Annotated in this window: 17 protein-coding genes; 16 read left to right on the top strand and 1 reads right to left on the bottom strand. The window is 59.7% G+C overall.

Features of this window, described 5'->3' with window-relative positions; translation table 11 throughout:
• Positions 1 to 44: 44 nt before the first annotated feature.
• From rbfA to QFX07_RS06350, 11 genes are all read left to right on the top strand, one after another.
• Positions 45 to 485 carry a 30S ribosome-binding factor RbfA gene (rbfA, locus tag QFX07_RS06400; RefSeq protein WP_279754375.1) on the top strand — a complete coding sequence of 147 codons (441 nt, stop codon included), beginning with the start codon at positions 45 to 47 and terminating at the stop codon, positions 483 to 485.
• Complete coding sequence (truB, locus tag QFX07_RS06395) at positions 486 to 1,583, top strand: tRNA pseudouridine(55) synthase TruB (RefSeq protein WP_279742046.1); 1,098 nt, start codon at positions 486 to 488, stop codon at positions 1,581 to 1,583. It begins immediately after the preceding gene.
• Positions 1,584 to 1,773: 190 nt separating this feature from the next.
• On the top strand, positions 1,774 to 2,499 hold the full coding sequence (locus QFX07_RS06390) for a DUF4345 domain-containing protein (protein ID WP_279754376.1): 726 nt from the start codon (positions 1,774 to 1,776) through the stop codon (positions 2,497 to 2,499).
• Between the two features lie 253 nt (positions 2,500 to 2,752).
• Entirely contained in the window at positions 2,753 to 3,757 is a 1,005-nt protein-coding gene (locus QFX07_RS06385; RefSeq protein WP_279754377.1) for a bifunctional riboflavin kinase/FAD synthetase, read from the top strand.
• A gap of 238 nt (positions 3,758 to 3,995) precedes the next feature.
• Complete coding sequence (locus tag QFX07_RS06380) at positions 3,996 to 4,454, top strand: S-ribosylhomocysteine lyase (RefSeq protein ID WP_279754378.1); 459 nt, start codon at positions 3,996 to 3,998, stop codon at positions 4,452 to 4,454.
• The gene (gene mtnN / locus QFX07_RS06375) at positions 4,454 to 5,347 is read left to right on the top strand and encodes a 5'-methylthioadenosine/S-adenosylhomocysteine nucleosidase (protein WP_279742052.1); all 894 of its coding nucleotides are present in this window, start codon (positions 4,454 to 4,456) and stop codon (positions 5,345 to 5,347) included. The genes QFX07_RS06380 and mtnN overlap by 1 nt, the downstream gene beginning before the upstream one ends.
• Positions 5,348 to 5,567: 220 nt before the next feature.
• Positions 5,568 to 5,906, top strand: a complete 339-nt coding sequence (locus tag QFX07_RS06370; protein WP_279742053.1) for a hypothetical protein — start codon at positions 5,568 to 5,570, stop codon at positions 5,904 to 5,906.
• A 269-nt stretch (positions 5,907 to 6,175) separates the two neighbouring features.
• Positions 6,176 to 7,576 carry an amino acid permease gene (locus QFX07_RS06365; protein ID WP_279742054.1) on the top strand — a complete coding sequence of 467 codons (1,401 nt, stop codon included), beginning with the start codon at positions 6,176 to 6,178 and terminating at the stop codon, positions 7,574 to 7,576.
• A gap of 288 nt (positions 7,577 to 7,864) precedes the next feature.
• On the top strand, positions 7,865 to 8,134 hold the full coding sequence (rpsO, locus tag QFX07_RS06360) for a 30S ribosomal protein S15 (RefSeq protein ID WP_005507098.1): 270 nt from the start codon (positions 7,865 to 7,867) through the stop codon (positions 8,132 to 8,134).
• Positions 8,135 to 8,540: 406 nt separating this feature from the next.
• Positions 8,541 to 10,760, top strand: a complete 2,220-nt coding sequence (locus QFX07_RS06355) for a polyribonucleotide nucleotidyltransferase (RefSeq protein ID WP_279754379.1) — start codon at positions 8,541 to 8,543, stop codon at positions 10,758 to 10,760.
• A gap of 200 nt (positions 10,761 to 10,960) precedes the next feature.
• On the top strand, positions 10,961 to 12,292 hold the full coding sequence (locus tag QFX07_RS06350) for a M16 family metallopeptidase (protein ID WP_105360564.1): 1,332 nt from the start codon (positions 10,961 to 10,963) through the stop codon (positions 12,290 to 12,292).
• Positions 12,293 to 12,501: 209 nt separating this feature from the next.
• On the opposite strand, the gene QFX07_RS06345 is transcribed toward QFX07_RS06350, so the two are convergent.
• Positions 12,502 to 14,448: an acyltransferase family protein gene (locus QFX07_RS06345; protein ID WP_279754380.1), complete on the bottom strand. Its 1,947-nt coding sequence runs from the start codon at positions 14,446 to 14,448 to the stop codon at positions 12,502 to 12,504.
• Between the two features lie 248 nt (positions 14,449 to 14,696).
• On the opposite strand from QFX07_RS06345, the gene dapB reads away from it, so the two are divergent.
• The 5 genes from dapB to QFX07_RS06320 all read left to right on the top strand — a co-directional run bounded on the left by dapB (position 14,697) and on the right by QFX07_RS06320 (position 22,818).
• Complete coding sequence (dapB, locus tag QFX07_RS06340) at positions 14,697 to 15,467, top strand: 4-hydroxy-tetrahydrodipicolinate reductase (protein WP_279754381.1); 771 nt, start codon at positions 14,697 to 14,699, stop codon at positions 15,465 to 15,467.
• A 9-nt stretch (positions 15,468 to 15,476) separates the two neighbouring features.
• Complete coding sequence (locus QFX07_RS06335) at positions 15,477 to 16,145, top strand: hypothetical protein (RefSeq protein WP_279742062.1); 669 nt, start codon at positions 15,477 to 15,479, stop codon at positions 16,143 to 16,145.
• 206 nt (positions 16,146 to 16,351) lie between these two features.
• Positions 16,352 to 17,287 carry a 4-hydroxy-tetrahydrodipicolinate synthase gene (gene dapA / locus QFX07_RS06330; protein ID WP_279742063.1) on the top strand — a complete coding sequence of 312 codons (936 nt, stop codon included), beginning with the start codon at positions 16,352 to 16,354 and terminating at the stop codon, positions 17,285 to 17,287.
• 389 nt (positions 17,288 to 17,676) lie between these two features.
• On the top strand, positions 17,677 to 19,392 hold the full coding sequence (locus QFX07_RS06325) for a ribonuclease J (protein WP_279754382.1): 1,716 nt from the start codon (positions 17,677 to 17,679) through the stop codon (positions 19,390 to 19,392).
• 246 nt (positions 19,393 to 19,638) lie between these two features.
• Positions 19,639 to 22,818: a DNA translocase FtsK gene (locus QFX07_RS06320; protein ID WP_279754383.1), complete on the top strand. Its 3,180-nt coding sequence runs from the start codon at positions 19,639 to 19,641 to the stop codon at positions 22,816 to 22,818.
• The last annotated feature ends 161 nt before the right edge of the window (positions 22,819 to 22,979 follow it).

Here is a 22,979-nt window from a genome sequence, read left to right as displayed (position 1 = left end):
GGAAGCGCCACAACATTTCACCACGACATTTCAAGGAGAAACACATGGCTGATGCAGCCCGCGCGGCACGACTTGCCGACCGCATCAAGGTAATTGTGGCGAAGGCGCTGGAGCGTCGTGTTAAGGATCCTCGCCTCGGTTTTGTGACCATTACCGATGCCCGCGTGACCAACGACCTGCAGCACGCAACCCTCTACTACACCGTGTTCGGCTCCGAAGAGGACGCCGAAAACACCAAGAAGGCGTTGGAATCCGCTAAGGGTATTCTGCGCTCCGAGGTGGGCAAGAACATTACTGCCCGCCTGACCCCCACCCTGACTTTCGTCGCCGACGAGGTTCCCGAGAATGCCTTCCACATCGAGGCGCTTCTGCGTGAGACTCGCGAGCGCGACGCCGCCCTGGCTGCTGCAGCCGAGGGCGCGCAGTACGCTGGCGAGGCCGACCCTTACAAGAAGGATGAGCCTGCCGAGGGTGAGGACGCCTAAGTGGCGAAGAATCAACCTCAGGGCCCGTCCGGCCTGATGGTCATTGACAAGCCCGCTGGGATGAGCAGTCACGACGCAGTCTCTCAGATGCGTCGTATTGCTGGCACCCGGCGGGTTGGTCATGCCGGTACGCTGGATCCTGCCGCGACCGGCGTACTGATTCTGGGCATTAATAAGGCGACCAAGTTGCTGACCTACCTGGTTGGTCAGGATAAAACCTATGATGCGACGATTCGCCTGGGCATTGAGACGCTGACTGAGGACGCCGAGGGGGAGCACACTGCCGCACATCTGGATGCTGTTGAGGCGCTGACCGGTATGGACACTGAGCAGATGCGTGCGCACATCCTGGAGGCTGTGGCGCGGCTGAGTGGCGACATTCTGCAGGTTCCTTCTGCGGTGTCTGCTATCAAGATCAACGGTGTTCGCTCGTATGCGCGTGTGCGTAGCGGTGAACAGGTTGAATTGGCGGCGCGTCCGGTGACGATTAGTGAGTTCACGGTGCATTCTGTGACTGTCGGCTTTGCCGAGTACGTGATTGAGGACCCCGAGAATGAGGGTGAGCACACGGCAACCTCGGTTCCCGTGATTGACTGCGATGTGACGGTTTCGTGCTCTTCGGGCACCTACATTCGTGCCCTGGCGCGTGATTTGGGCAAGATTCTGGGCACCGGTGGCCACCTGACGGCTCTTCGCCGTACCCGTGTGGGTGCCGTGGTGCTTGAGGACGCCGCCGACTTGGCGCACTTGAAGCAGCGCCGTGAAGAGTCGGAGGCACCGCTGGAAGATTTGCCGTTGCTTCCCCTGGAGGAGGCGGCACGCCGCATCTTTGGTGCGCGTGAGCTCTCTGCTGCGGAGGCAAGCGATATTTCCTACGGACGCCGTATTAGCCCCAGCGGTGATGGTTTCGTGGTGAAACGTTCCGTGCACGCGAGTGCGGATGAGTCTGGTGCGGTGCAGCATGCCAGCGTTGAGGGTATTGTGGCGGGCTTTGCCCCGGACGGCACTCTGGTTGCCCTCCTGGAGAATAAGAAACAGCGCGGAAAGGTTCAGGCTGCCCCGGTACTGGTTTTTGAGGCGAATCGTTCCTTCAACTAGGCGTTGAGGCATTATGATGGGCGAAGAGGGTTCGGTGTTTGCACCTACCCAAAGCTGATTCCTCAAGCCTGATTGATTCAGCGCTTGTTGAACGTGAGCCCTTTTTCATTCAACACGCTAACGTAATACAACCCCCGAACACACATGACTACTCGTGCGGGTGCCGCCCGGCCCTGCTGAAGGAGAAAAAATGAGCGAGAACCAGAGCTCCGCTAATAAGGCGAGTGAGCCTCGTACTGCGCCGGTACCCCGCGTAGAGTTTGCACAGGCTGAAGCTACCGCATCCAGGGCTGCTGCTCAGAGCGGTGCCGCGAAGGTTGCCGGTGCTAAGACTGCTGAGCCTATTTCTGCGGTGAAGGCACCCGAGGGTGTTCGCGTGGCCGCACCGGCGTCCGGCGATAAGGCGTCGCAGAAGGCGGAGAAGAAGGCAACCCGCGAGGCGTTTGTCCGCCCCATGAGCATTGAGGAAGCGGCTAAACCGCAGAATCGTGCGGCGTTTCGTGCGGCGGTGGCGCTGTACGGTCTGTTCATGATTGCGTACGGTGTATGGCAGGTTCTGGGTGGTATCCGCGTCATTCCGGATGCGCCTGCAGATTTTACGAACCCCTCGGTACAGTCGAACTACGTGTTCTTCGCGGCAACCTATGTTGGTGTGGGCCTGTCATTCGTGTTCATTGCCCTGAAATTCAAGTGGGTGAACATGCTCGCGTTCTCCTGCCTGGTGGTTTTCCTGGGCGGCGTGGGTCGTATCCTGGCGTGGGTGTTCTTTGGTACCCCGCACTGGTCGCTGATCGTGCTGATGGTGACTGAGCTTGTGATTCCTCCGTGCCTGCTGGTGTGGTATAGCTGGATCAACAAGTCCAATAAGATTCGCGAGGAGATGCTGAAGGCTTCTCGTAGCCAGGCTCGTAAGTAGTCGTAACGCCCGGGAAGGTTCCTGCCGCACGGTGGGGTGCCTGCCCGGGCTTTTCTTATGGGCTGGGTTTTCTGCGGGCGGGGCTTGGCTTGTAGGTGTGGTTCTGCTGCTGCCTGTCAGATACGCCGCTGCACCCGGCACGCTAGGGGAGAGGGGTGCCGTTCCATTCCCTGTTGATTCCCGTTTTAAATTCTGCATCCTGCCGCCTGTGGTCTAGGATGGTTAGGTACATTTATCTTTTTCAGGAGAGCCCGTGACCCTCTACACCGCTTTGAGCGAGGTCCCCGCCGGCTACGGCCCCTCGGTCGTGACCATCGGCAATTTTGACGGCGTGCACCGTGGACATGCCCGCGTGATTTCGCGCGTGGTCTCCCTTGCTGAAGAGCAGGGTTTGAGCTCTATCGCGGTCTCTTTTGACCCGCACCCGATGCAGGTGCACCGTCCCGAGGTAACCCACCACGACATTATGGGCCAGGGCTCGCGCCGCTACTTTATGTGCCTGCTGGGTCTGAACGACTACCTGCTGTTGAACTACAATTTGGAGTTCGCTTCGCAGACCCCCGAAGAGTTCGTGAAGTCCACCTTCGTGGATGCGCTGAATGCGCGTTTCGTGGTCATCGGTGACGACGTGCGCTTTGGTAACAACAACTCGGGCGACCTGAACACCATGCGTGAGTTGGGCGAGAAGTACGGCTTTGAGGTGGTTGTCGTTGAGGATCTGATGGTGGATGAGAACACCCGCTGCTCTTCGACCCGCATTCGTCAGCTACTGCTGGAGGGCGATATGCCTGCTGCCACCGAGCTGTTGGGCCGGCACCATATGATGGCTGGCGAGGTCGTGCACGGTCTGGCGCGCGGCCGCGAGTTGGGTTTCCCGACTGCGAACCTTGAGTTTGAGGCGCGCGGATTGATTCCCGCCGATGGCGTGTACGCCGGCTGGCTGGTGGATGAGGCGGGTAACCGTCACCCCTCCGCTATTTCGGTGGGTACAAACCCGACCTTTGACGGTATTGAGCACCGCCAGGTTGAGGCGCACGTGATTGACCGCCCCGAGGAACGCGTGGAGGATTTCAACCTGTACGGTCAGCATGTGCTGATTGAGTTCGTGAAGCGTCTGCGCCCCATGGTGGCGTACACCGGTGTTGAAGCGCTGATTGAGCAGATTAATGATGACGTGGTGCAGACCCGCGAGGTGCTGGCTGAGGACGCTAAAAGTTACTGCCCGCCGGAGTGCCCGGTGCAGGCGGAAGTAAAGTAGCCCCACTGCTCATCTATGAGCGGCGTCCTGCGCTCATGCCCCTGTGATAACAGCTTGTAGCCCCGGCGGCAGATTTTTGGATCTGCCGCCGGGGCTTTTGTGCACCGGACTGGGTATCTTTCCGCGCCTGACCTGCTGCGCCGCCCGTGAAACATCCTGCGTTGTCAGTCTTTACGTCCTATGTCGCCCGCGAGGTATCCCTGTTTTAGTCGCCCCGGTTTTAAGAGAAGATAGAGTCATGGAAAAAATGAACGTCGAATCCTTCAACCTCGACCACCGCGCGGTAGCAGCACCCTACGTGCGTATCGCAGACCGCAAGGTCCTGCCCGGTGGCGACACCCTCATCAAGTACGATATCCGCTTCACCCAGCCGAACACCGCGCACCTGGAAATGCCCACCGTACACTCCATCGAGCACCTGAGTGCCGAACATATGCGCAACCACACCGACCGTCTGATTGACTTCTCCCCGATGGGTTGCCAGACCGGTTTCTACGCGCTGACCCTGGGCCTGGAGCCCGAGGAGTTCTTCCCCATCCTGGAAGCAACCCTCAACGATATCCTCAATGCGACCGAGGTTCCGGCAGCGAACGAGGTGCAGTGCGGTTGGGGCGCCAACCACACCCTCGAAGGTGCGCAAGTTGCGGCTCGAGAGTTTCTCGCGGCACGCGATGAGTGGGCGCAGGTGATGGCGTAATGAGTGCACAGATTCCCGACGCTTTCGCATCCGCCTTCAACCCGGTGGACTTTGATCCGAATGCTTTCGACCCGGCTGAGGCGTTCAACAGCATGTTTGAGCTGATGGACGGCATGTCCAACGCCATTATTATTCAGGTGGCTATGGATGAGGAGCTCGCGCCTTTCCTGAAGATGACCGAGGAGCTGCAGCCCTCCTTCACCGAGGGCGCGGCGGTATTCCACCCGCGCTACCTGCAGGTGGGCGAGGACCAGGTTCCGCTGCTGCTGGTTCGCTCCAAGATTGGTCTGGTGAACGCGGCGAGTGCCGTCACCGAGGCAATCAGCTACTCCTCGAATTGCCTGGGCGTCATTAGCGCAGGTACCGCAGGCGGTTTGGCTCGCGGCATTAACGTGGGCGATGTGCTGATTGGTGAGAACTACACTTATACTGATGCCGACGCGACTGCGTTCGGTTACGCACGCGGCCAGGTTCCCGGCATGCCCGAAAGCTACGACGGTCAGGCGGACGAGTGGCAGGATGCTCTGGAGCATGCGCTCGCCGCATTGGAGCCGGTGCGTGAGCAGTCTGAGAGCGCGTGGGAGGTGCGCCGCGGCCAGATGCTGGCGGGTAACTCCTTCGTGACCGCCCACAACGTGAAAGACACCCGCGAAGCATTCGAGGGTGCCATCAGCACCGACATGGAGACCACCGCTATTGCGCAGGTCTGCCACAACTACGAGATTCCGTTTATCGGTGTGCGTTGCGTGTCTGATCTGTGCGGCCCGGAGGCTGACCAGGACTTCCACCTCTCCGTGGATGTCGTGGCTCCTCGTTCGGCTCGTTACGCTCTGCAGCTGGCTGCTGAGCTGTGGACCGAAGCGCAGCTGGAGGCGCTGGATCTGGCTCTCTAAAGCTAAATCTCTGAAACTAAAACTCTAAATCTTTTAGAGCATGCGTCGGGATGTGAGCTCGCATTGAGAAGCGCCGGGGCGTGAGCCTAATGGGTTTGCGCCCCGGTCTTTTTTACCTCAGTCTTTCTGTTGCCCGGCTCTTTGATGCACCCGATCCGTGATAAATGCAGAAATATTAATCGTGGTGAATATACATTCTGTGTGTCGTGGAGTACTATGAATGTGGAAACTATCCGATCTCACAGAGGAGTCCGTCGTGAAGTTCTGCCCGACTCTCGCCTCCGTCACCGGTCTGCTCGGTGGCTACAAGGTTGCATCTAGCACTGGCGTCCGCCCGCTCGGTGGCGCTGTCCTGGCACTGTGTGGTGCCGTGGCTTACAAGAATTGGAAGCGTAAGGCTGGCGCAGGCCGTGCCACCTTCCTCACCGCTCTCTACCTCGGAGCGTTCGGCGCCGCTCATCCGCTCGCCAAAAAGCTTGGCGCGTGGCCTGCAGTCTACACTGTGACTGCTGTAACCGCTCTGTGTTCTATCGTCATTGGACGTAAGCGACAGAAGTAGTCTTTGACAAAAAAGACGGCGGAAAGGCAACGTTGCCTTCCCGCCGTCTTTTGCGTTCCCTCCCGCCGTGCAGGCTGGGAGCGGATGCGTCGGGGCGACGCGCGAAGACAACACCTTCTCGCAACGCCCCATCACTCGATGAGGAGTGAACCAGTCGGTGCCGCGCTAGACCACCTGCGAACTGCTATAGCACAGGCAAGCTCAGCACCGCCCGATACGTTTCCCCGCCATAAGCGGGTACACCCCACGAGGTAAAGGAAAAGAAGAAGATGAATACCACTCCGGACTCATCCCCGGTACAGCAGGGAGCAGTAGCCCCCGAGAGCCCGCAGTTAGCGCGTGGACTCTCCCTGCGCCATATCATGTTCATCGCCCTCGGCTCCGCCATCGGCACCGGCCTGTTCTACGGCTCGGCATCCGCCATTCAGCTGGCGGGCCCCTCCGTACTGCTTGCCTACGTTATTGGCGGCGCGGCAGTGTTCATGGTGATGCGCGCAATGGGCGAACTTGCCCTGGCGCACCCGGTCTCCGGAGCATTCTCCGAATACGCCACCCGATACCTCGGGCGCTGGGCTGGTTTCGTGACCGGCTGGACCTACGCCCTGGAAATGGCGCTGGTCGCCATTGCGGACGTCACCGCCTTTGCCGTGTACATGAAGTTCTGGTTCCCGAACAGCCCCTCCTGGATTTGGATTGTCTCTGTCCTGCTGATTCTGCTCGCCATTAACCTGGCGAAGGTCAAGGCATTCGGCGAGACCGAATTCTGGTTCACCCTCGTGAAAGTCACCGCCATTATCGCCATGATTGTTGGCGGTATCGCCCTACTTTTCGTCGGCGTGCAGGCGCATGATTCGGTGGCACCATCGGTCACGAACCTCTGGTCACTTGAGGGTGGCTTCTTCGCGAACGGATTTACCGGCTTCCTTGCCTGCTTTACCGTGGTGATGTTTGCTTTCGGCGGTATTGAGAACATCGGTATTGCCGCCGGTGAGGCGAAGGACCCGCGCACCTCAATTCCCAAGGCGATTCGCACGGTGCCGTTCCGCATCCTCATCTTCTACATTCTGACCCTGTCGGTCATCATGTCCCTGTACCCCTGGTACTCAGTGACGAAGGCAAACTCGCCGTTCGTGCAGATCTTTGAGGGACTGGGTATTCCGGCTGCTGCTTCGATTCTGAACGTGGTCATCATTACCGCCGCAATCTCTGCGCTGAACGCGGACGTGTACGGTGCCGGCCGCATGATGTACGGTTTGGCGAAGCAGAACCTGGCACCGGCCTCCTTCGCGAAGGTCACCAAAAATGGTGCGCCCTGGATGACCACCATCATCATGGTGCTGGTCATGGCGGTCGGTGTGATCGTGAACGTGCTCTTCGAGAATGCGTTCGAGGTGGTCGCCTCCCTGGCAACCTTCGCGACCGTATTCGTGTGGGTTATGATTTTGCTGGCGCACATCGCGTTCAAGCGCAGTGGTGCTGATATCAAGGTGCAGCCGGTACGCCAGCCTCTGTGGCTGAGCTACCTGGCGTTGGCGTTCATGATCTTTATAGTGGTGCTCTTCGGCTGCTTCGCCGATACCCAGCTGGCGCTGGTGATGGGCGCAATCTGGTGCCTGTTCCTGCTGGGCTACTATCGCCTCGTGGTGGTCCGCGCTCGCGCTGAAGCGTAGAGAAGAGAAGCACAAAGAGCAGAAGCATAAACACTGAATTCTCAACGTCAAGCCCGGTACACGAACCCTGCGTGAGAACCAGGCTGTGAAGCCCGGCGACTGGTAGTGTGATGAGCTACCTGCCGCCGGGATTCTGTTCACCCTTCCACGAAAGTGCCCCGGTAGCGTAGAATGGGAAGAACGCGTCTGCAGTCCGCAGTAGACGACGTGTAGTACAGGGCGTAAGCCCACCACCCGGCGGCAACCGTCCGTACGGGACGTATGCGGTACTAACTCTAGGAGTTAAAAGTGGCACTGGATCCCGCTGTCAAGCAGGCAATCATCAAGGAATACGCAACCCACGAGGGCGACACCGGTTCGCCCGAGGTTCAGATTGCAGTTCTGTCTCGTCGTATCGCCGACCTGACCGAGCACCTGAAGTTCCACAAGCACGATCACCACTCCCGTCGTGGCCTGATGATCCTCGTTGGTCGTCGCCGCAACATGCTCGGCTACCTGAAGAGCGTCGACATCGAGCGTTACCGTTCGCTGATCGAGCGCCTGGGTCTGCGCCGATAAAACAGGAGCGTCTTGACGCTTTTGTGGTGATTAATCGCCTTGAGGCGGTGTGTGCGGACGTGCTGTCAGCACTACCAACCCTCCATCACGGAGGCGGGTAGCGCCAGCGCGTCCGTACTGCCGCGTTGAGGGGCGCATCTTCTACTCGCTAGATTTCAGTGTTAGATTCCAATGCTAGAATCCACAGCGAGTAATCGTGAGAAGATGCCGTCCCACCTGAAAGAAAGAACAGAAGGCCGTGCCGGCACACACGCCGCGGTCCTCGGTAGCGAATTACGGAACAACACCACCCCACAACCTTGCTGACACGCGTCGCGCACACGAAAAGGTAGGGGAGAGGTGCCGTGGTTTCCTATCGAAGGCCGACTCGTGCACCGTACGGCCTGCCAAGAAGAAAGAAGGAACCGTGGAAGGTCCCGAAATCAAGTTTGCCGAAGTCGAAATCGACAACGGCATTCACGGTAAGCGCCACGTGCGCTTTGAAACTGGCCGCCTCGCAAAGCAGGCAGCTGGCTCCGTCCTCGTCACTATCGATGACGAGACCACCCTGCTCTCCGCAACTGCAATCGGCAAGTCTCCCCGTGAGGGCTTCGACTTCTTCCCGCTGACCGTGGATGTGGAAGAGCGCATGTATGCAGGCGGCAAGATCCCCGCATCGTACTTCCGCCGCGAAGGCCGCCCCAGTACCGAAGCAATCCTGGCTGCACGCCTGATTGACCGCCCGCTGCGCCCCGCCTTCACCAAGGGCATCCGCAACGAAGTGCAGGTTGTTGTTACTGTCCTGACCTATGAGCCGGATGAAATCTACAACACCTTCGCAATCAACGCTGCCTCCGCATCGACCTCCCTGTCCGGCGCGCCGTTCAACGGCCCCATCGGTGGTGTGCGCATGGCACTGATTGACGGTCAGTGGGTCTGCTTCCCCAAGTACTCCCAGCTGGAAAACGCTGTCTTCGACATGGCTGTTGCAGGCCGTATCGTCACCAAGGCTGACGGTACCGAAGACGTCGCAATCATGATGGTTGAGGCGGAAGCAACCGACAACTCCTGGAAGCTCATCAAGGAAGACGGCCAGACCGCCCCCACCGAAGAGATCGTGGCAGAGGGTCTGGAAGCAGCTAAGCCCTTCATCGCAGCACTGTGCAAGGCACAGGCTGACCTGGTGGCTCGCGCAGGTAAGCCCGCCCTTGAACTGCCCTTCTTCGGCGGCCACGGCGAGGATGTTGACGCAGCAGTTGAGGCATTCGCAGCAGACCGCCTGGCAGAGGTGTACTCCATCGCTGGCAAGCAGGAGCGCGAAGCAGCAGCTGCTGAGCTGCAGGAAGAGCTCATGGCAGCTCTCACTGGTGAAGGTAAGGAATTCGAAGAGCGCTCCAACGAGGTCTCCGTAGCATTTGCTGCCCTGACCAAGCACGTGGTTCGCCAGCGCATCCTCACCGAGCAGGTCCGTATTGACGGCCGCGGCCTGACCGACATCCGCCAGCTCACCGCTGAGGTTGAAATCCTGCCCCGCGTTCACGGTTCCGCTCTCTTCGAGCGCGGCGAAACCCAGATTATGGGTATCACCACCCTGAACATGCTCAAGATGGAGCAGCAGCTGGACTCCCTCCACCCGGTGAAGTCCAAGCGCTACATCCACCACTACAACTTCCCGCCGTACTCCACCGGTGAGACCGGCCGCGTGGGTTCACCCAAGCGCCGTGAAATCGGCCACGGTGCACTAGCAGAGCGCGCAATCACCCCGGTGCTGCCCTCCCGCGAAGAGTTCCCCTACGCAATCCGTCAGGTCTCTGAGGCTCTGGGCTCCAACGGCTCGACCTCCATGGGTTCGGTTTGCGCATCGACCCTGTCCCTGCTGAACGCCGGTGTGCCGCTGCGCGCACCCGTTGCAGGTATTGCAATGGGTCTGGTCTCTGACGAGGTTGACGGCGAGACCCGCTACGCAGCCCTGACCGACATTCTCGGTGCGGAAGACGCACTGGGCGATATGGACTTCAAGGTTGCAGGTACCTCCGAGTTCGTGACCGCTATCCAGCTGGACACCAAGCTCGACGGTATCCCCGCATCCGTGCTCGCTGGCGCACTGACTCAGGCACGTGAGGCTCGCCTGCACATCCTCGAGGTGCTCGTCAGCGCGATTGACGCACCGGATGAGATGAGCGAGTTCGCACCGCGCATTATTTCCGTGAAGATCCCGGTTGCCAAGATTGGTGAGGTCATCGGCCCCAAGGGTAAGATGATCAACCAGATTCAGGAAGACACCGGCGCAGACATCTCCATTGAGGACGACGGCACCGTGTATATCGGCGCAGCTGACGGCCCCTCCGCCGAGGCTGCCCGTGCGGCAGTAAACGCTATCGCAAACCCGCAGGTTCCCGAGGTCGGCGAACGCTACCTGGGTACCGTGGTGAAGGTGACCGACTTCGGTGCGTTTATCTCCCTGACCCCCGGTAAGGACGGCCTGCTGCACATCTCCGAGATGCGTAAGCTTAACGGCGGCAAGCGCGTTGTTGATGCTGAGGACGTTGTCTCCGTGGGCCAGAAGGTCCAGGTGGAGATCACCAAGATTGATGACCGCGGCAAGCTCTCGCTGGCACCGGTTGTTGAGGGTGGCGACGACGAGTAGTCGTAACCTCTGCTAAACGATGAGGGGCGTTCGGCGCACCCGGTGCGGTTCATTCCCCACCGGATGTACCGGGCGCCCCTTCGCTGTGCTTGTCCTGCATCTTTTGACTCTCACCCGCCCCACCAACTGTGGGACTGCCTACAGGTAGTGGGACAGAAATGCTTACCTTCAGATGTACCTGTTGAAAGGTTCTTCTCTCTATGTCTATTTCCCTACCCGTCGAGCTTGAGGCCATTGCCGAAGAGCTCAACTACGAGCATGGCCGCCTCATCTACGAGGGTGTAGGCGGTAACGAGGTGCGCCGCTCCATCCTGCCCGGTGGCGTACGCGTGATTACCGAAAAAATGCCCGGTACCCGCGGCGTATCTATCGGATTCTGGGTCGGAGTCGGCTCCCGAGACGAAGCCCCCGGCATGCTTGGTTCCACCCACTTCCTGGAGCACCTGCTGTTCAAAGGCACCGGCACCCGCACCGCCCTGGACATCGCATCATCCTTCGATGCGGTAGGCGGTGAATCCAATGCGCTGACCGCTAAGGAACACACCTGCTACTACGCGCGTGTGCTCGACGATGACGCGCCCATGGCGGTGGACGTCATCACCGATATGGTCACCAACGCCCTGCTGGATCCGGCTCATCTTGAGCAGGAACGCGGTGTGATCCTCGAAGAGATCGCCATGGACCAGGACGACCCGACCGACGTTGCTTTCGAAAACTTTGTGGAGCAGCTCATGGGTGAGAACCCGCTGGGCCGACCCATTGGCGGTACCCCGCTGGAGATTACCGAGGTGCCGCGTGACGCCGTGTGGGAGCACTACAAGCGCTACTACACCCCGGACCGCCTGGTTATTTCTGCCGCCGGTTCGCTGGAACACAGCACTATGGTCCGCCTCGTGCTGGAGGCACTGACCCGCTACGGCTGGAACCTACAGGAGGGTGTGGCACCGGCACCGCGTCGCGTACGTACCGACAGCGGCATTGTTCCGCTGAGCGAGCTGCGTGAGGTGGAGAAAGGCTTCGAACAGACCAACATTGTGATGGGCTGCCCGAGCATTATTGCCGGGGATGACCGCCGCTACGCGATGAGCGTACTGACCAGCGCGTTCGGTGCGGGTATGTCCTCGCGTCTGTTCCAGGAGATTCGTGAGAAGCGCGGTCTGGCATACAGCACGTTTGCGTTCTCCGGTGCGTACTCGGACGCCGGCTACTTCGGCATGTACGCAGGCTGCCTACCCGCTAAGACCGAGCAGGTGCGCGAGGTCATGGGCTACGAGTTCGATAAGCTCGCCACCGCCGGTATTACCGAAGAGGAGCTGACGAAGGTCCGCGGCCAGCTGGCTGGTTCCACCGTGCTCGGTAGCGAGGATTCGGGTTCGCGCATGTCCCGCCTGGGCCGCGCCGAGCTGGACTCGGGTCTGTTCACCAGCACCGATGAACTGCTGGAGAAGATCCGTGCGGTCTCTCTGGAGGAGGTGCGCGACCTGGCGGCGTACCTGGGGCAGCAGCAGATGATTACCACCATCGTGCGCTAACGCTCAATGCTTACGGCATAGAATGCCCGTTTCCACACCCCACTAAAGCGGGGAGGGAACGGGCATTTGGTTTGTATCGGTCCTATTGCAGAGGCGTTTCCGAGAAGTGCTTCTGGGGCACTCTGCCGTCCATGCTCTTGACGCTCAGCATGAGCGGCAGAATCGAAAAGCTACCCCAGAACACTACCTCTGAGGGCTACTTCTGCACGCTACTTCTGTGCCTTGGCGATAGCCTCCATCAGCACTTGAGCGTAGAGTTCCTGGCCGGCTGCCTCCGGATGAACACCATCGGAGGTGAGAAGACCATTCTGAGTTTGCAGAGCCTGGCGAATCGCAGAGTTCCAATCCGCAATAATCACACGATTAGAATGCTGAGCCGCAAACTCGTGAATCTTACCGTTCGAGTAGTCAATCCAGGTTAGGTTGCGCGGGCCGTAACCGGTGACCAGCACCAGTTTAGAATCGGCGGGCATAGCCGCCAGAACCTCGTCGAGCTGACCGTCCAGAATGGTCGAGTTCGCGGTCACCGACAGCACGAAGGTCTTACGGATTTGGCCGCTGGCTCCCATGGACTTAATAATCGGCAGAGCCTTGGCGATGGTGCGTCCCTCCGCCGCATCGATGGATGCTTCGGGCATCTTGTCGTACAGCTCGGGGGATACTGCCACCACAATGGAGTCACCCACAATAGTCACCTGTGAAGAGTTCACGGAACCGGTCGCTTCCTTCGAAGCTGAGGGGCTTGCGGAAGCCTTTGTATCCTTACCCGTAGCGCTTGCGCTTGCTGATGCGCTCGCAGCCTGCGCCTCCTGACGTGCCTTCAGACGCTCAACGGCGGCACGCTTGCCATCCTCAACGGACTGCTGGGCGGTAGTCATTGCCGGAGCGGTGTATACCGCCAGACCGGTTGAAGCAGCCGCCACGACAGCCGCAAGGGCGACCGAAACCGGCAGGAACTTAGTGCGCGAGGACTGGAAGGCCGCCACCACACGGTTAGCACTACCTCGGAAACCGTAGCGGCGAATCGGGGTCTCAACCCAGCGGTACGACATCTCTGCAATAACGAAGGTCGCAACAAAAACGCCCGCGTTCACCAGCGGGGAGCGATCCGCGCCCAGCACATAATGCATCACTACAGCAAGCGGCCAATGCCACAGATACAGGCCGTAGGAGCGCTCGCCCACCCAGCGTAGGGGAGCGAAGTTCAGTAGGCGGCGCAACATTTCGGAGGCGCCAGCAAGCATATCGGGTAACATACCCTGAATTACGCCCAGCGCCAACAGGGAGGCACCGAACAGACCCCAGGGAATCGCTCCGGGTGCAGACTCAGGAACCAGAATTGCGTAGGGAATCAGGGCGAATAGGGATAACCAGCTAATCATGACGCGGGCGAAAGCGACCAGACCGAAGGGCTGAGCTACGCGGTACAGTACGGACTGCTGTAGCGGGGGATACAGGGACCAGGGGCGAGCGAACGCCAGCAGGGCGCCGAGTAGCAGACCGTAGAGGTGAGTGTCAGTGCCGTAGTAGATGCGGCTAATGGGGGAGCCGGACATCAGCAGTGCGGTGGCAGTGCTCAGCGACGCAATAATACCAAGCACCATGACCACGCTGAAACGACGCCATGAACGGCGCAACAGTATGCCAGCGCTAACAATCAGCAGGGGCCAGACCACGTAGAACTGTTCTTCCACTGCCAGGGACCAGAAGTTCGTGAAAAGCTCCGGGGAAGTCTGCGCGAAGTAGTCGTTACCGGAAAAAATGGAAATCCAGTTGGACGAGAAGGTCGCCGCACCGGCAAGTTGTCGACCCAGGTTCACCTGAATATCGCCGCCAACGAGCAGGCTGACCGGTCCCATGACCAGAATCAGCAGGGCAATGGCGGGAAGCAGTCGGCGGGCACGGCGAATCCAGAAGCTACCCAGGGCAATTTTGCCGGTGAGTGTACCTTCACGTAGAAGCAGGGAAGTAATCAGGAAACCGGAGATGACGAAGAAAATATCTACGCCGATCATGCCGCCGGGTAGTACGGTGGGCCAGAAGTGGTACACCATCACGAGGAGCACAGCGATTGCTCGCAGGCCGTCCAAACCCGGCAGAATATAACGCCGGTTAGCCTCATCTGGACGCACGGAGGAGGTAAAGAGGGACTTCATACTGTTTGTGTACTCCGTAGGACGGAAATTATAGAAATACTTGCTAATTATATGTTTGTTCCCTTTAGATGACATATAAATACCCGTATATGACGCACATAATACTTCGTTTTTATACTGATGAGGTTCCGCAGGGTATCTCACCCTGTGTGTGCGATGGCATGCACCGTGCCCACAGAGGGGATAATAGAGGCTGTACGTCACAACCCCCATCGTCGGGGCGCCAACAAGTTACGGAGGAGAGAATCATGACCCACGAGGTTGATGAAAAAATCTGGAAGGTAGCGGTACTCGGTGCTGCGGGCCGCATGGGTTCCGAGGCGGTGCGTGCCGTCAACACCTCCGCAGACATAGACCTGGTGGCGGCGCTGGGCCGCGGCGACGACCTGCAGGAGCTGGTCGATGCCGGGGCAGAGATTGTTATTGACCTGACCGTTCCTGAATCCAGCGAAGCAAATGTGCGCTTCGCGGTGGAGCATGGTATGCACGCTGTGGTTGGTACGACCGGTTGGACCCCCGAACGCCTGGAGTCCCTGAGAGCGCTACTGGCTGAGCACACCGAGGTGGGTGTGCTCATCGCCCCGAACTTCGCGATTGGTTCGATCCTCGCCACCGAGTTTGCGGCGAAAGCGGCACGCTACTTCGAATCTGTAGAAATTATTGAGATTCACCACCCGAATAAGGTGGACGCCCCCTCCGGTACCGCTGTGCATACTGCCCGCAAGGTGGCTGCTGCCCGTACGGAGGCTGGCGTGGGTGTAAGCCCCGATGCCACCACTTCCGATCCTTTGGGCTCGCGTGGCGCAGTGGTCGACGATATTCACGTACACGCGGTGCGTCTGCGCGGCATGGTGGCGCACCAGGAGATTCTGCTGGGAGACCCCGGTCAGCAGCTCGTGATTCGTCATGATTCCTTTGACCGTGCCTCCTTTATGCCCGGCGTGCTGTTGGGTGTGCGTGAGGTGGCGGCGTATCCCGGTTTGAGCGTGGGCTTGGACGCCTACATGGATTTGTCCTAGGAGAGAGTATTGTCTGAACAGACTTCACACGAGGTTTCGTCGGCTCCGTCTGAGGCGCGTAGCCGTGGCCCCTGGTGGACTTCCCTGCGTTTGTGGGCTGTCTGCGCCTGTGCGCTGATGGTGCTGACTGTGCTGATTCTGCCGCTGCCGCTGACGGTGCGTGCTTTGATTTTGGGCGTACTGATTTTTAGCGCCGTCTTCGTTGCGGTGGATGCCGGCGGTTGGGGTAAGACCTTCGCGGCAATGACTTGCGCCCTACTGACCCTGTATTTGGCGCATATTGCGCAACAGGGCTTTGTGATGCTGGCTTCCGGTTCGGTGGCTGGCATTGTGCTTGGTGCGGGTATGATTTTGCTGCCGATTCTGGGCGCGTGGGCGCTGGTGCGTGAGGTGCTTTTCGGCGCCCGTATTCAGCGTATGGCTCGGGAATTGGCGGCTTCGAACGAGCTGGTGGAGGATAACCTGCCGCGCACCCCCTCCGGCCGTGTGGACCGTGAGGCTGCGGCTGCGGAGTTTGAGAGCTTCGCGGAGGCGGTGGAGCAGGAGCCGAATAACTGGAAGGCGTGGTTCAACTTGTCGTGCATGTACGATGCGGGTGGTGAGCGCAAGCGTGCCCGTGCGGCAATGCGTAACGCGTGGGCATTGCGTTCGGGCGGTCAGGCGAAGGCTATTCACTAGGCGTAGCCGCGGTGATTCATTCTCAATGCCGCATATTTTTTGATGTGTGGTTGATAACGCTGAGGATTCGCGCCCGGTTTCATAGCCCCTGCGGGTGAACCTTCGCGAAAGTACCGTGGGTTTTGAAAGAGTCCGAATAGTAGAACAGATATGAAAACTTATGCGCTCTGTGGCAAGAATCTGCAGTTCGGGCGTACTCTGGACATATGTCTGAGAACCTTTCGAATCCCGGCACTTTTGTTGAACCAGTCTTCGGTCGCCTTCTGACCGCAATGGTAACCCCCTTCGCGAAGGACGGCTCCGTTGACGAAAAGCAGGTCGCAGACCTGGCGAGCTACCTTGTGGAGAATGGCCACGATGGCCTGGTGGTCTGCGGCACCACCGGCGAATACTCCACCATGACCGATGACGAAAACGAGCGCGTCTTCCAGATCGTGAAGGACACTGTTGGTTCTCGAGCAAAGATTATTGCCGGTGTTGGTTCGAACGATACCGCGCATACTATTGAGCTGGCGCACCGCGCCGAAAAGGTTGGTGTGGACGGCCTGCTGGTCGTGACTCCGTACTACAACAAGCCGACTCAGCCGGGTGTCTACGCTCATTTTGCGACCGTTGCGAAGGCAACTGAGACCCCCGTCATGCTTTACGATATTCCGGGGCGTGCGGGCATCCCCATCGCACCCGAAACCTACCATCGCCTGGCAGAAATTGATAGTATTGTAGCGGTGAAAGACGCCAAGGCAGACTTCGGTGCCGCAACCGAAGTCATGGCAACCACCGACCTGCACTACTACAGCGGCGACGACGGACTGACCCTTCCCTGGATGGCAACGGGTGCCGTCGGCCTTGTTTCGGTGACCGCACATGTGGTACCCGCACTCTTCCGTGCCCTGATTGATGCTGTCGTTGCACAGGATCTGGTGGAGGCGCAGCGTCTTCACCTGGAACTGACTCCGATTGTCCGAGCGACCATGGGACGTGCCCCCGGTTGCGTTGCCGCCAAGGAAATTCTTTCCTGGCAGGGTGTACTGGACCAGCCTGTCGTTCGCCTGCCGCACGTACTCTCCGAACCGGATGTTGCCCAGGCGATGCGAGCTGACCTGCTCTCCTCGAGTATCGCTCACACCCTGAAGAACTCCTAAACTTTGATGCCTGCCCAATCACGCAATAGTGCGGGGAGCGCATATATAGAGGATTTTGGCTACCGTCATACCCCGCCTTCGGGGGGCATGATATAGCCAACGGACGCGGACTCCACACCTAGCAATGGGTGAGGGGTCCGCTCTGACGTATTGCCGCGGTTTACTGCCCAATGATTCGGTCCCCACTCAGGCAGGGACTTAACTTAGGCAGAGGCACCCGTGCAGTACGCCCCCAATACTTTTAATACTTTCGGTGATTTGGACGCACCGGCAGCACTTCCGCAGCCTCGGCACGTGAGAGCCGAACCCGCTGGAGTGCTTGCGGTACGAAGCGTCGCCTACGAATCACAGACATCACAAGAAAACATAGAAGAAAGAGGAGACACACGATGAGCGTCTTTGAAGCGAATCTTCCCCTCCCGCCCCGCCTGAAGAAGGACACCCTGCGCGTGGTGCCCCTGGGCGGCTTGGGCGAAGTCGGTCGTAATATGACCGTGTACGAAATTAACGGCAAGCTGCTGATTGTTGACTGTGGCGTGCTCTTCCCCGAAGAGTCCCAGCCCGGCGTGGACCTAATCCTGCCCGACTTCAGCTACATTGTTGACCGTCTGGACGACGTCGTTGCCATGGTTCTGACCCACGGCCACGAGGACCATATTGGCGCGGTTCCCTACCTGCTACGCCGCCGCCCCGATATCCCCCTGGTTGGTTCCGAACTGACCCTGGCGCTGGTTGAGGCGAAGCTCGCCGAGCACCGCATCAAGCCCTACACCCTCGCGGTGAAGGAGCACCAGGTGGAGCGTTTCGGCCCGTTTGAGTGTGAGTTCGTTGCCGTGAACCACTCGATTCCGGATGCGCTGGCTGTCTACATCCGCACCCAGGCGGGTAAGGTCCTGCACACCGGTGACTTCAAGATGGACCAGCTGCCGCTGGATGGCCGTATCACCGACCTGCGCCACTTCGCCCGCCTGGGCGAGGAGGGTGTGGACCTGTTCCTGCCGGACTCCACCAACGCTGAGGTTCCCGGCTTTACCCCGACAGAGAAGCATATCGGTCCGGTGCTATCGAACGTTTTCCGTGACGCAAGCGGTCGCATTATTGTGGCGTCCTTTTCCTCGCACGTTCACCGAGTGCAGCAGGTGCTGGATGCAGCCGCTGAGCGTGGCCGTAAGGTCGTGCTCGTGGGCCGCTCCATGGTGCGTAACATGACCATTGCTGAGAAGCTGGGCTACCTGAAGGTTCCCGCGAACGTGCTGGTGGACTTGAAGAAGGTCGATGACTATCGCCCCGACCAGATCGTGATGATGTGCACCGGTTCGCAGGGTGAGCCGATGGCGGCACTGTCGCGCATGGCGAACGGTGACCACAAGATTCAAATCGAGCCTGGCGATACCGTGGTACTCGCATCCTCGTTGATTCCCGGTAACGAGACCAGCGTCTTCCGCATCATTAACGCCCTCATGAAGCTGGGAGCTAACGTGGTGCACAAGGGCAATGCGAAGGTTCACGTTTCCGGTCACGCTGCTGCGGGTGAGCTGCTGTACTGCTACAACATTCTCAAGCCGAAGAACGTTATGCCGGTTCACGGTGAGGTTCGCCACCTGATTGCCAGCGGCGACCTGGCGATGGAGACCGGTGTTCCGAAGAAGAGCGTGCTGCTCTGCGAGTCCGGCACCGTCGTGGATTTGCGCGATGGCGTGGCCTCTGTGGTGGGCGAGGTTCCCTGCGAGTACCTGTACGTTGACGGCCGCTCTGTCGGTGAGGTCACCGAGAGCGATCTGAAGGACCGCCGCATCCTGGGCGAAGAGGGCTTCGTGTCCATTGTGACCGTCATTGACCGCGCAACTAAGCGCGTGGTGACCGGCCCGGATATTCATGCTCGCGGTATCGCTGAGGACGACTCGGTGTTTGACGAGATTGTTCCGAAGATTACTGCCGCTCTGGAGGATGCTCTGCACCGCGCACCGGAGAAGGTGCACACCGTGCAGCAGCTGCAGCAGATTGTGCGCCGCACCATCGGCGCCTGGATTTCTCGCCGTCTGCGCCGCAAGCCCATGATTGTTCCCGTGGTTGTTGAGAACACCTCGAAGGCCGCGAAGAACTAATACTCTGCGCGAGGCTAGCTGCCTGTCATAGCGAAAAGGCGGGGTCGATACGTTGTGTCGGCTCCGCCTGCTGTGTATCTGCAGAACGTATGCGCGAAAGCTACGCGAAAGCGAACGCAGTGGGGGGAGAAGCGCCTTATCAGCGCCCTATCAATGCCCACATAGGCGCCGGGCGAGGTGCACTTTTTAGCTCACTGATAACGAAAGAATCGGTACATTAACGGGAAGGTTGATACCCTAAAAGGTATGGCTCCACGGACCACGAAGGGTCGTAACACGACCTCTACTAAAGCAAACACTAAAAAGACCACCCGCAAGCGCACCACCTCCCGAGGCGGCGCCCAGCGCGGTGCCAACACAGCGAACCCTGTAGCGGGCGCTATCTCCTCCGTCTGGCTGAGTATAGCTCACGCTATCGGTGGGCTCTTCCGCTCCATTGGTGCGGTGCGCACCGACCTTGCGCCCGAAGACCGCCGTGACGGTGGCGCGCTCACCATCCTGCTGTTTGGCATGATTAGCGCAGGGGTGGAGTGGTACAACTGGCGTTCCCATACCTCCCTCGGTTTGTTGCGAGCGCCGCTGGATGCCTGGCACACCATGCTGGGCGGTATTTTCGGTCAGGGTGCCCTGCTGATTCCGGTGTTCTGCCTTATCATGGCGTGGTGCATTTTCCGTGGACCTGACCTCATTAAACGTAATAACCGCGTGGCGGTGGGCTCCTTCATCATACTGGTGGCGACCTCCCTGTTCTTTGCCCGCCATGCGGGTCACCCGACCTTCGCGGATGGTTTTGACGCCGTCTGGGCTGGTGGAGGCGTGGCTGGCGTTCTGCTGGGCACCCCCATTGTGCGTGTGAGCGGCGGTATTGCGTTCGTTGAGATTCTGATTCATCTGCTGCTGGGTATTGCCGGTCTGATGGTTCTGACGAATACTCCGATTCGTCAGGTGGTGCCGCGTACCCTGCACATGGTCGGTCTGGCTCTGGGTGAGAAGCCCAACGGCACGACTCGAACCTCCGTGAAGGACAGCCCTTCGGATGCAACTCAGACCGTGAATCTGAACGCTGAGGAGCACGACCGTAGCTACCTGTACGAGGATGAGAAGCCGGCACGTACGGCTCCGAAGTCTGGCGGCCTGTTCGCTCGTCTGCGCGGTTGGTTGGGCATTGCTCCCGCTGCGTCGACGGATTCTTCCCTGGACGAGTACGCCGGTGATGAAGCATTCGTGAGCGCCGTGGTGGATGAGACTCACCCGGAGACCACGCAGATGCCGGTACAGCCCGTGGACTCTGCACAGGGATCCGCTCAGCAGGCGCGCCCGGCGGCTAAGCCGAACCGCCTGTCCCGTCTGCCGGGCCGCCTCAACCAGGCACCGGCTGCGCAGGGTACTTCTGCGCAGAACAGTGCGTATTCGAGCAGCCCGGACCTCTTCGATGTTGAGGCATCGGATGCACCCGCAGCCCGCCTGGACCAGGTGCAGCGTGCCGCAGTGGCGAATGGCCGCGTGAACCGTATTCCTGGCGAGGAGCCCCTCTTTGACGTTGAAGCATACGATGGCTTCGGCGCTTCTGAGGAAGCTGCACCGCAGACGAAGCACCACCAGGTAGTTAACTCTGCACAGCCTGCAGCACGGTCGGCGGCCCCGGTTTCTGCACCCCAGGCTCCTGTTGCCCCCGCGGCTCAGCCTCCGATTCCGACCCGCATGCACTCGCCAGGTGCGCACCCGAAGAACGTGGCTCCCGCGGCTTCGCGAGCGCCTGAGGCTGGCGCATCCCGCCCGCTGCAGAACAATACTCAGGTGGCAACCACCGAGCAGGCGCGCGGCGAGCAGGTTGTGCAGTCCTCCCGCGGCACCTATGTGCTGCCCTCGGAGGAGTTACTGGTTGCTGGTCCTCCCGCCAAGGAATCTTCCGAGGTCAACGAGCATGTGGTTGAGGCTCTGACGAATGTGCTGGAGCAGTTCAAGGTGGATGCGCAGGTCACCGGCTTCTCGCGCGGCCCGACCGTGACCCGCTATGAGATTGAGCTGGGTCCCGCCACGAAGGTGGAGCGTGTGACCGCGCTGAGCAAGAATATTGCGTACGCTGTGGCGAGCCCGGATGTTCGTATTCTGTCTCCGATTCCGGGTAAGTCTGCTATTGGTATTGAGATTCCGAATACGGACCGTGAGACCGTTGCGCTGGGTGACGTGCTGCGTTCCTCACAGGCTCATGCGAACCACCACCCGATGGTCATGGGTGTGGGTAAGGACGTTGAGGGCGGCTTCGTGCTGGCCAACCTCGCAAAGATGCCGCATATGCTGGTCGCCGGTGCGACCGGTGCCGGTAAGTCTTCGTTTGTGAACTCGATGATTACCTCGATTCTGATGCGTTCAACCCCGGACCAGGTGCGCCTGGTGATGGTCGACCCGAAGCGTGTGGAGCTCACCGCCTACGAGGGCATTCCGCACCTGATTACGCCCATCATTACGAACCCGAAGAAGGCAGCTGAGGCTCTTCAGTGGGTGGTTCGTGAGATGGACGCCCGCTACGATGACCTCGCCCATTACGGCTATAAGCACGTGGACGATTTCAATAAGGCGGTGCGTGAGGGTAAGGTTCAGCCCGATCCCGGTAGTAAGCGCACGGTGCACGAGTACCCGTACCTGCTGGTGATTGTTGACGAGCTCGCCGACTTGATGATGGTCGCTCCACGTGACGTGGAAGAAGCGATTGTTCGTATTACGCAGCTGGCGCGTGCGGCGGGTATTCACCTGGTGCTGGCAACCCAGCGTCCGTCGGTGGATGTGGTGACCGGTCTGATTAAGGCGAACGTTCCGTCTCGTATGGCGTTTGCGACCTCCTCGGTGACGGACTCTCGCGTGGTGCTGGATCAGCCCGGCGCCGAGAAACTGATCGGTCAGGGTGACGCACTCTTCCTGCCGATGGGTGCCTCGAAGCCGATGCGTGTTCAGGGTGCGTGGGTGTCTGAGTCTGAGATTCACGCAGTGGTTGAGCACGTGAAGAAGCAGGCGCCGACCATCTACCGTGAGGACGTGATGGTCTCTGCCGCGAAGAAGCAGATTGATGAGGAAATTGGCGATGACCTCGACGATCTGTTACAGGCGGCGGAGATTGTGATTACGACCCAATTCGGTTCGACCTCGATGCTGCAGCGTAAGCTGCGCATGGGCTTCGCGAAGGCTGGCCGTATCATGGACCTGCTGGAATCGCAGGGCGTGGTGGGCCCCTCGGAGGGCTCGAAGGCACGTGAGGTGCTGATCCGCCCGGATGACCTGCAGGTGACCCTGGCACGTATTCGCGGTGAGGAGCCTCCGGCTGCCGACCCGTACGCGAATGCGGTGGACCCGGGTGAAGCGGTCACCGACTATTTCGATGAGCCCGATGATGAGGGTTCAGAGGACGCCTGGCAGCTGACTGGCCGCTAGTCCTCCAGCGCCCTGCCCACTCAGCTGAGTGAACGCGCGACATGCACCCCGCATTGTCCCCGTGATGTCTGCTACGGCACACGTATAATGGATGGTACGGGGTGTTTGCGTATCCCCGATACGTTTAGGTGTCGGCGCGTACGCGGTCTCTCACCGTCGAA

The organism is Rothia similimucilaginosa, from assembly GCF_029850985.2.
GTDB lineage: Bacteria > Actinomycetota > Actinomycetes > Actinomycetales > Micrococcaceae > Rothia.
The sequence above is the reverse complement of the archived record's forward strand: the minus strand, read 5'-3'. Positions and strand labels throughout refer to the sequence as shown.

What these genes read in the sequence shown, in the direction of transcription:
- rbfA (WP_279754375.1), top strand. Translation starts at nt 45, where the DNA reads ATGGCTGATGCAGCCCGCGCGGCACGACTTGCCGACCGCATCAAGGTA.
- QFX07_RS06390 (WP_279754376.1), top strand. Translation starts at nt 1,774, where the DNA reads ATGAGCGAGAACCAGAGCTCCGCTAATAAGGCGAGTGAGCCTCGTACT.
- QFX07_RS06380 (WP_279754378.1), top strand. Translation starts at nt 3,996, where the DNA reads ATGGAAAAAATGAACGTCGAATCCTTCAACCTCGACCACCGCGCGGTA.
- mtnN (WP_279742052.1), top strand. Translation starts at nt 4,454, where the DNA reads ATGAGTGCACAGATTCCCGACGCTTTCGCATCCGCCTTCAACCCGGTG.
- QFX07_RS06370 (WP_279742053.1), top strand. Translation starts at nt 5,568, where the DNA reads ATGTGGAAACTATCCGATCTCACAGAGGAGTCCGTCGTGAAGTTCTGC.
- QFX07_RS06365 (WP_279742054.1), top strand. Translation starts at nt 6,176, where the DNA reads ATGAATACCACTCCGGACTCATCCCCGGTACAGCAGGGAGCAGTAGCC.
- QFX07_RS06350 (WP_105360564.1), top strand. Translation starts at nt 10,961, where the DNA reads ATGTCTATTTCCCTACCCGTCGAGCTTGAGGCCATTGCCGAAGAGCTC.
- QFX07_RS06345 (WP_279754380.1), bottom strand. Translation starts at nt 14,448, where the DNA reads ATGAAGTCCCTCTTTACCTCCTCCGTGCGTCCAGATGAGGCTAACCGG.
- dapB (WP_279754381.1), top strand. Translation starts at nt 14,697, where the DNA reads ATGACCCACGAGGTTGATGAAAAAATCTGGAAGGTAGCGGTACTCGGT.
- dapA (WP_279742063.1), top strand. Translation starts at nt 16,352, where the DNA reads ATGTCTGAGAACCTTTCGAATCCCGGCACTTTTGTTGAACCAGTCTTC.
- QFX07_RS06325 (WP_279754382.1), top strand. Translation starts at nt 17,677, where the DNA reads ATGAGCGTCTTTGAAGCGAATCTTCCCCTCCCGCCCCGCCTGAAGAAG.
- QFX07_RS06320 (WP_279754383.1), top strand. Translation starts at nt 19,639, where the DNA reads ATGGCTCCACGGACCACGAAGGGTCGTAACACGACCTCTACTAAAGCA.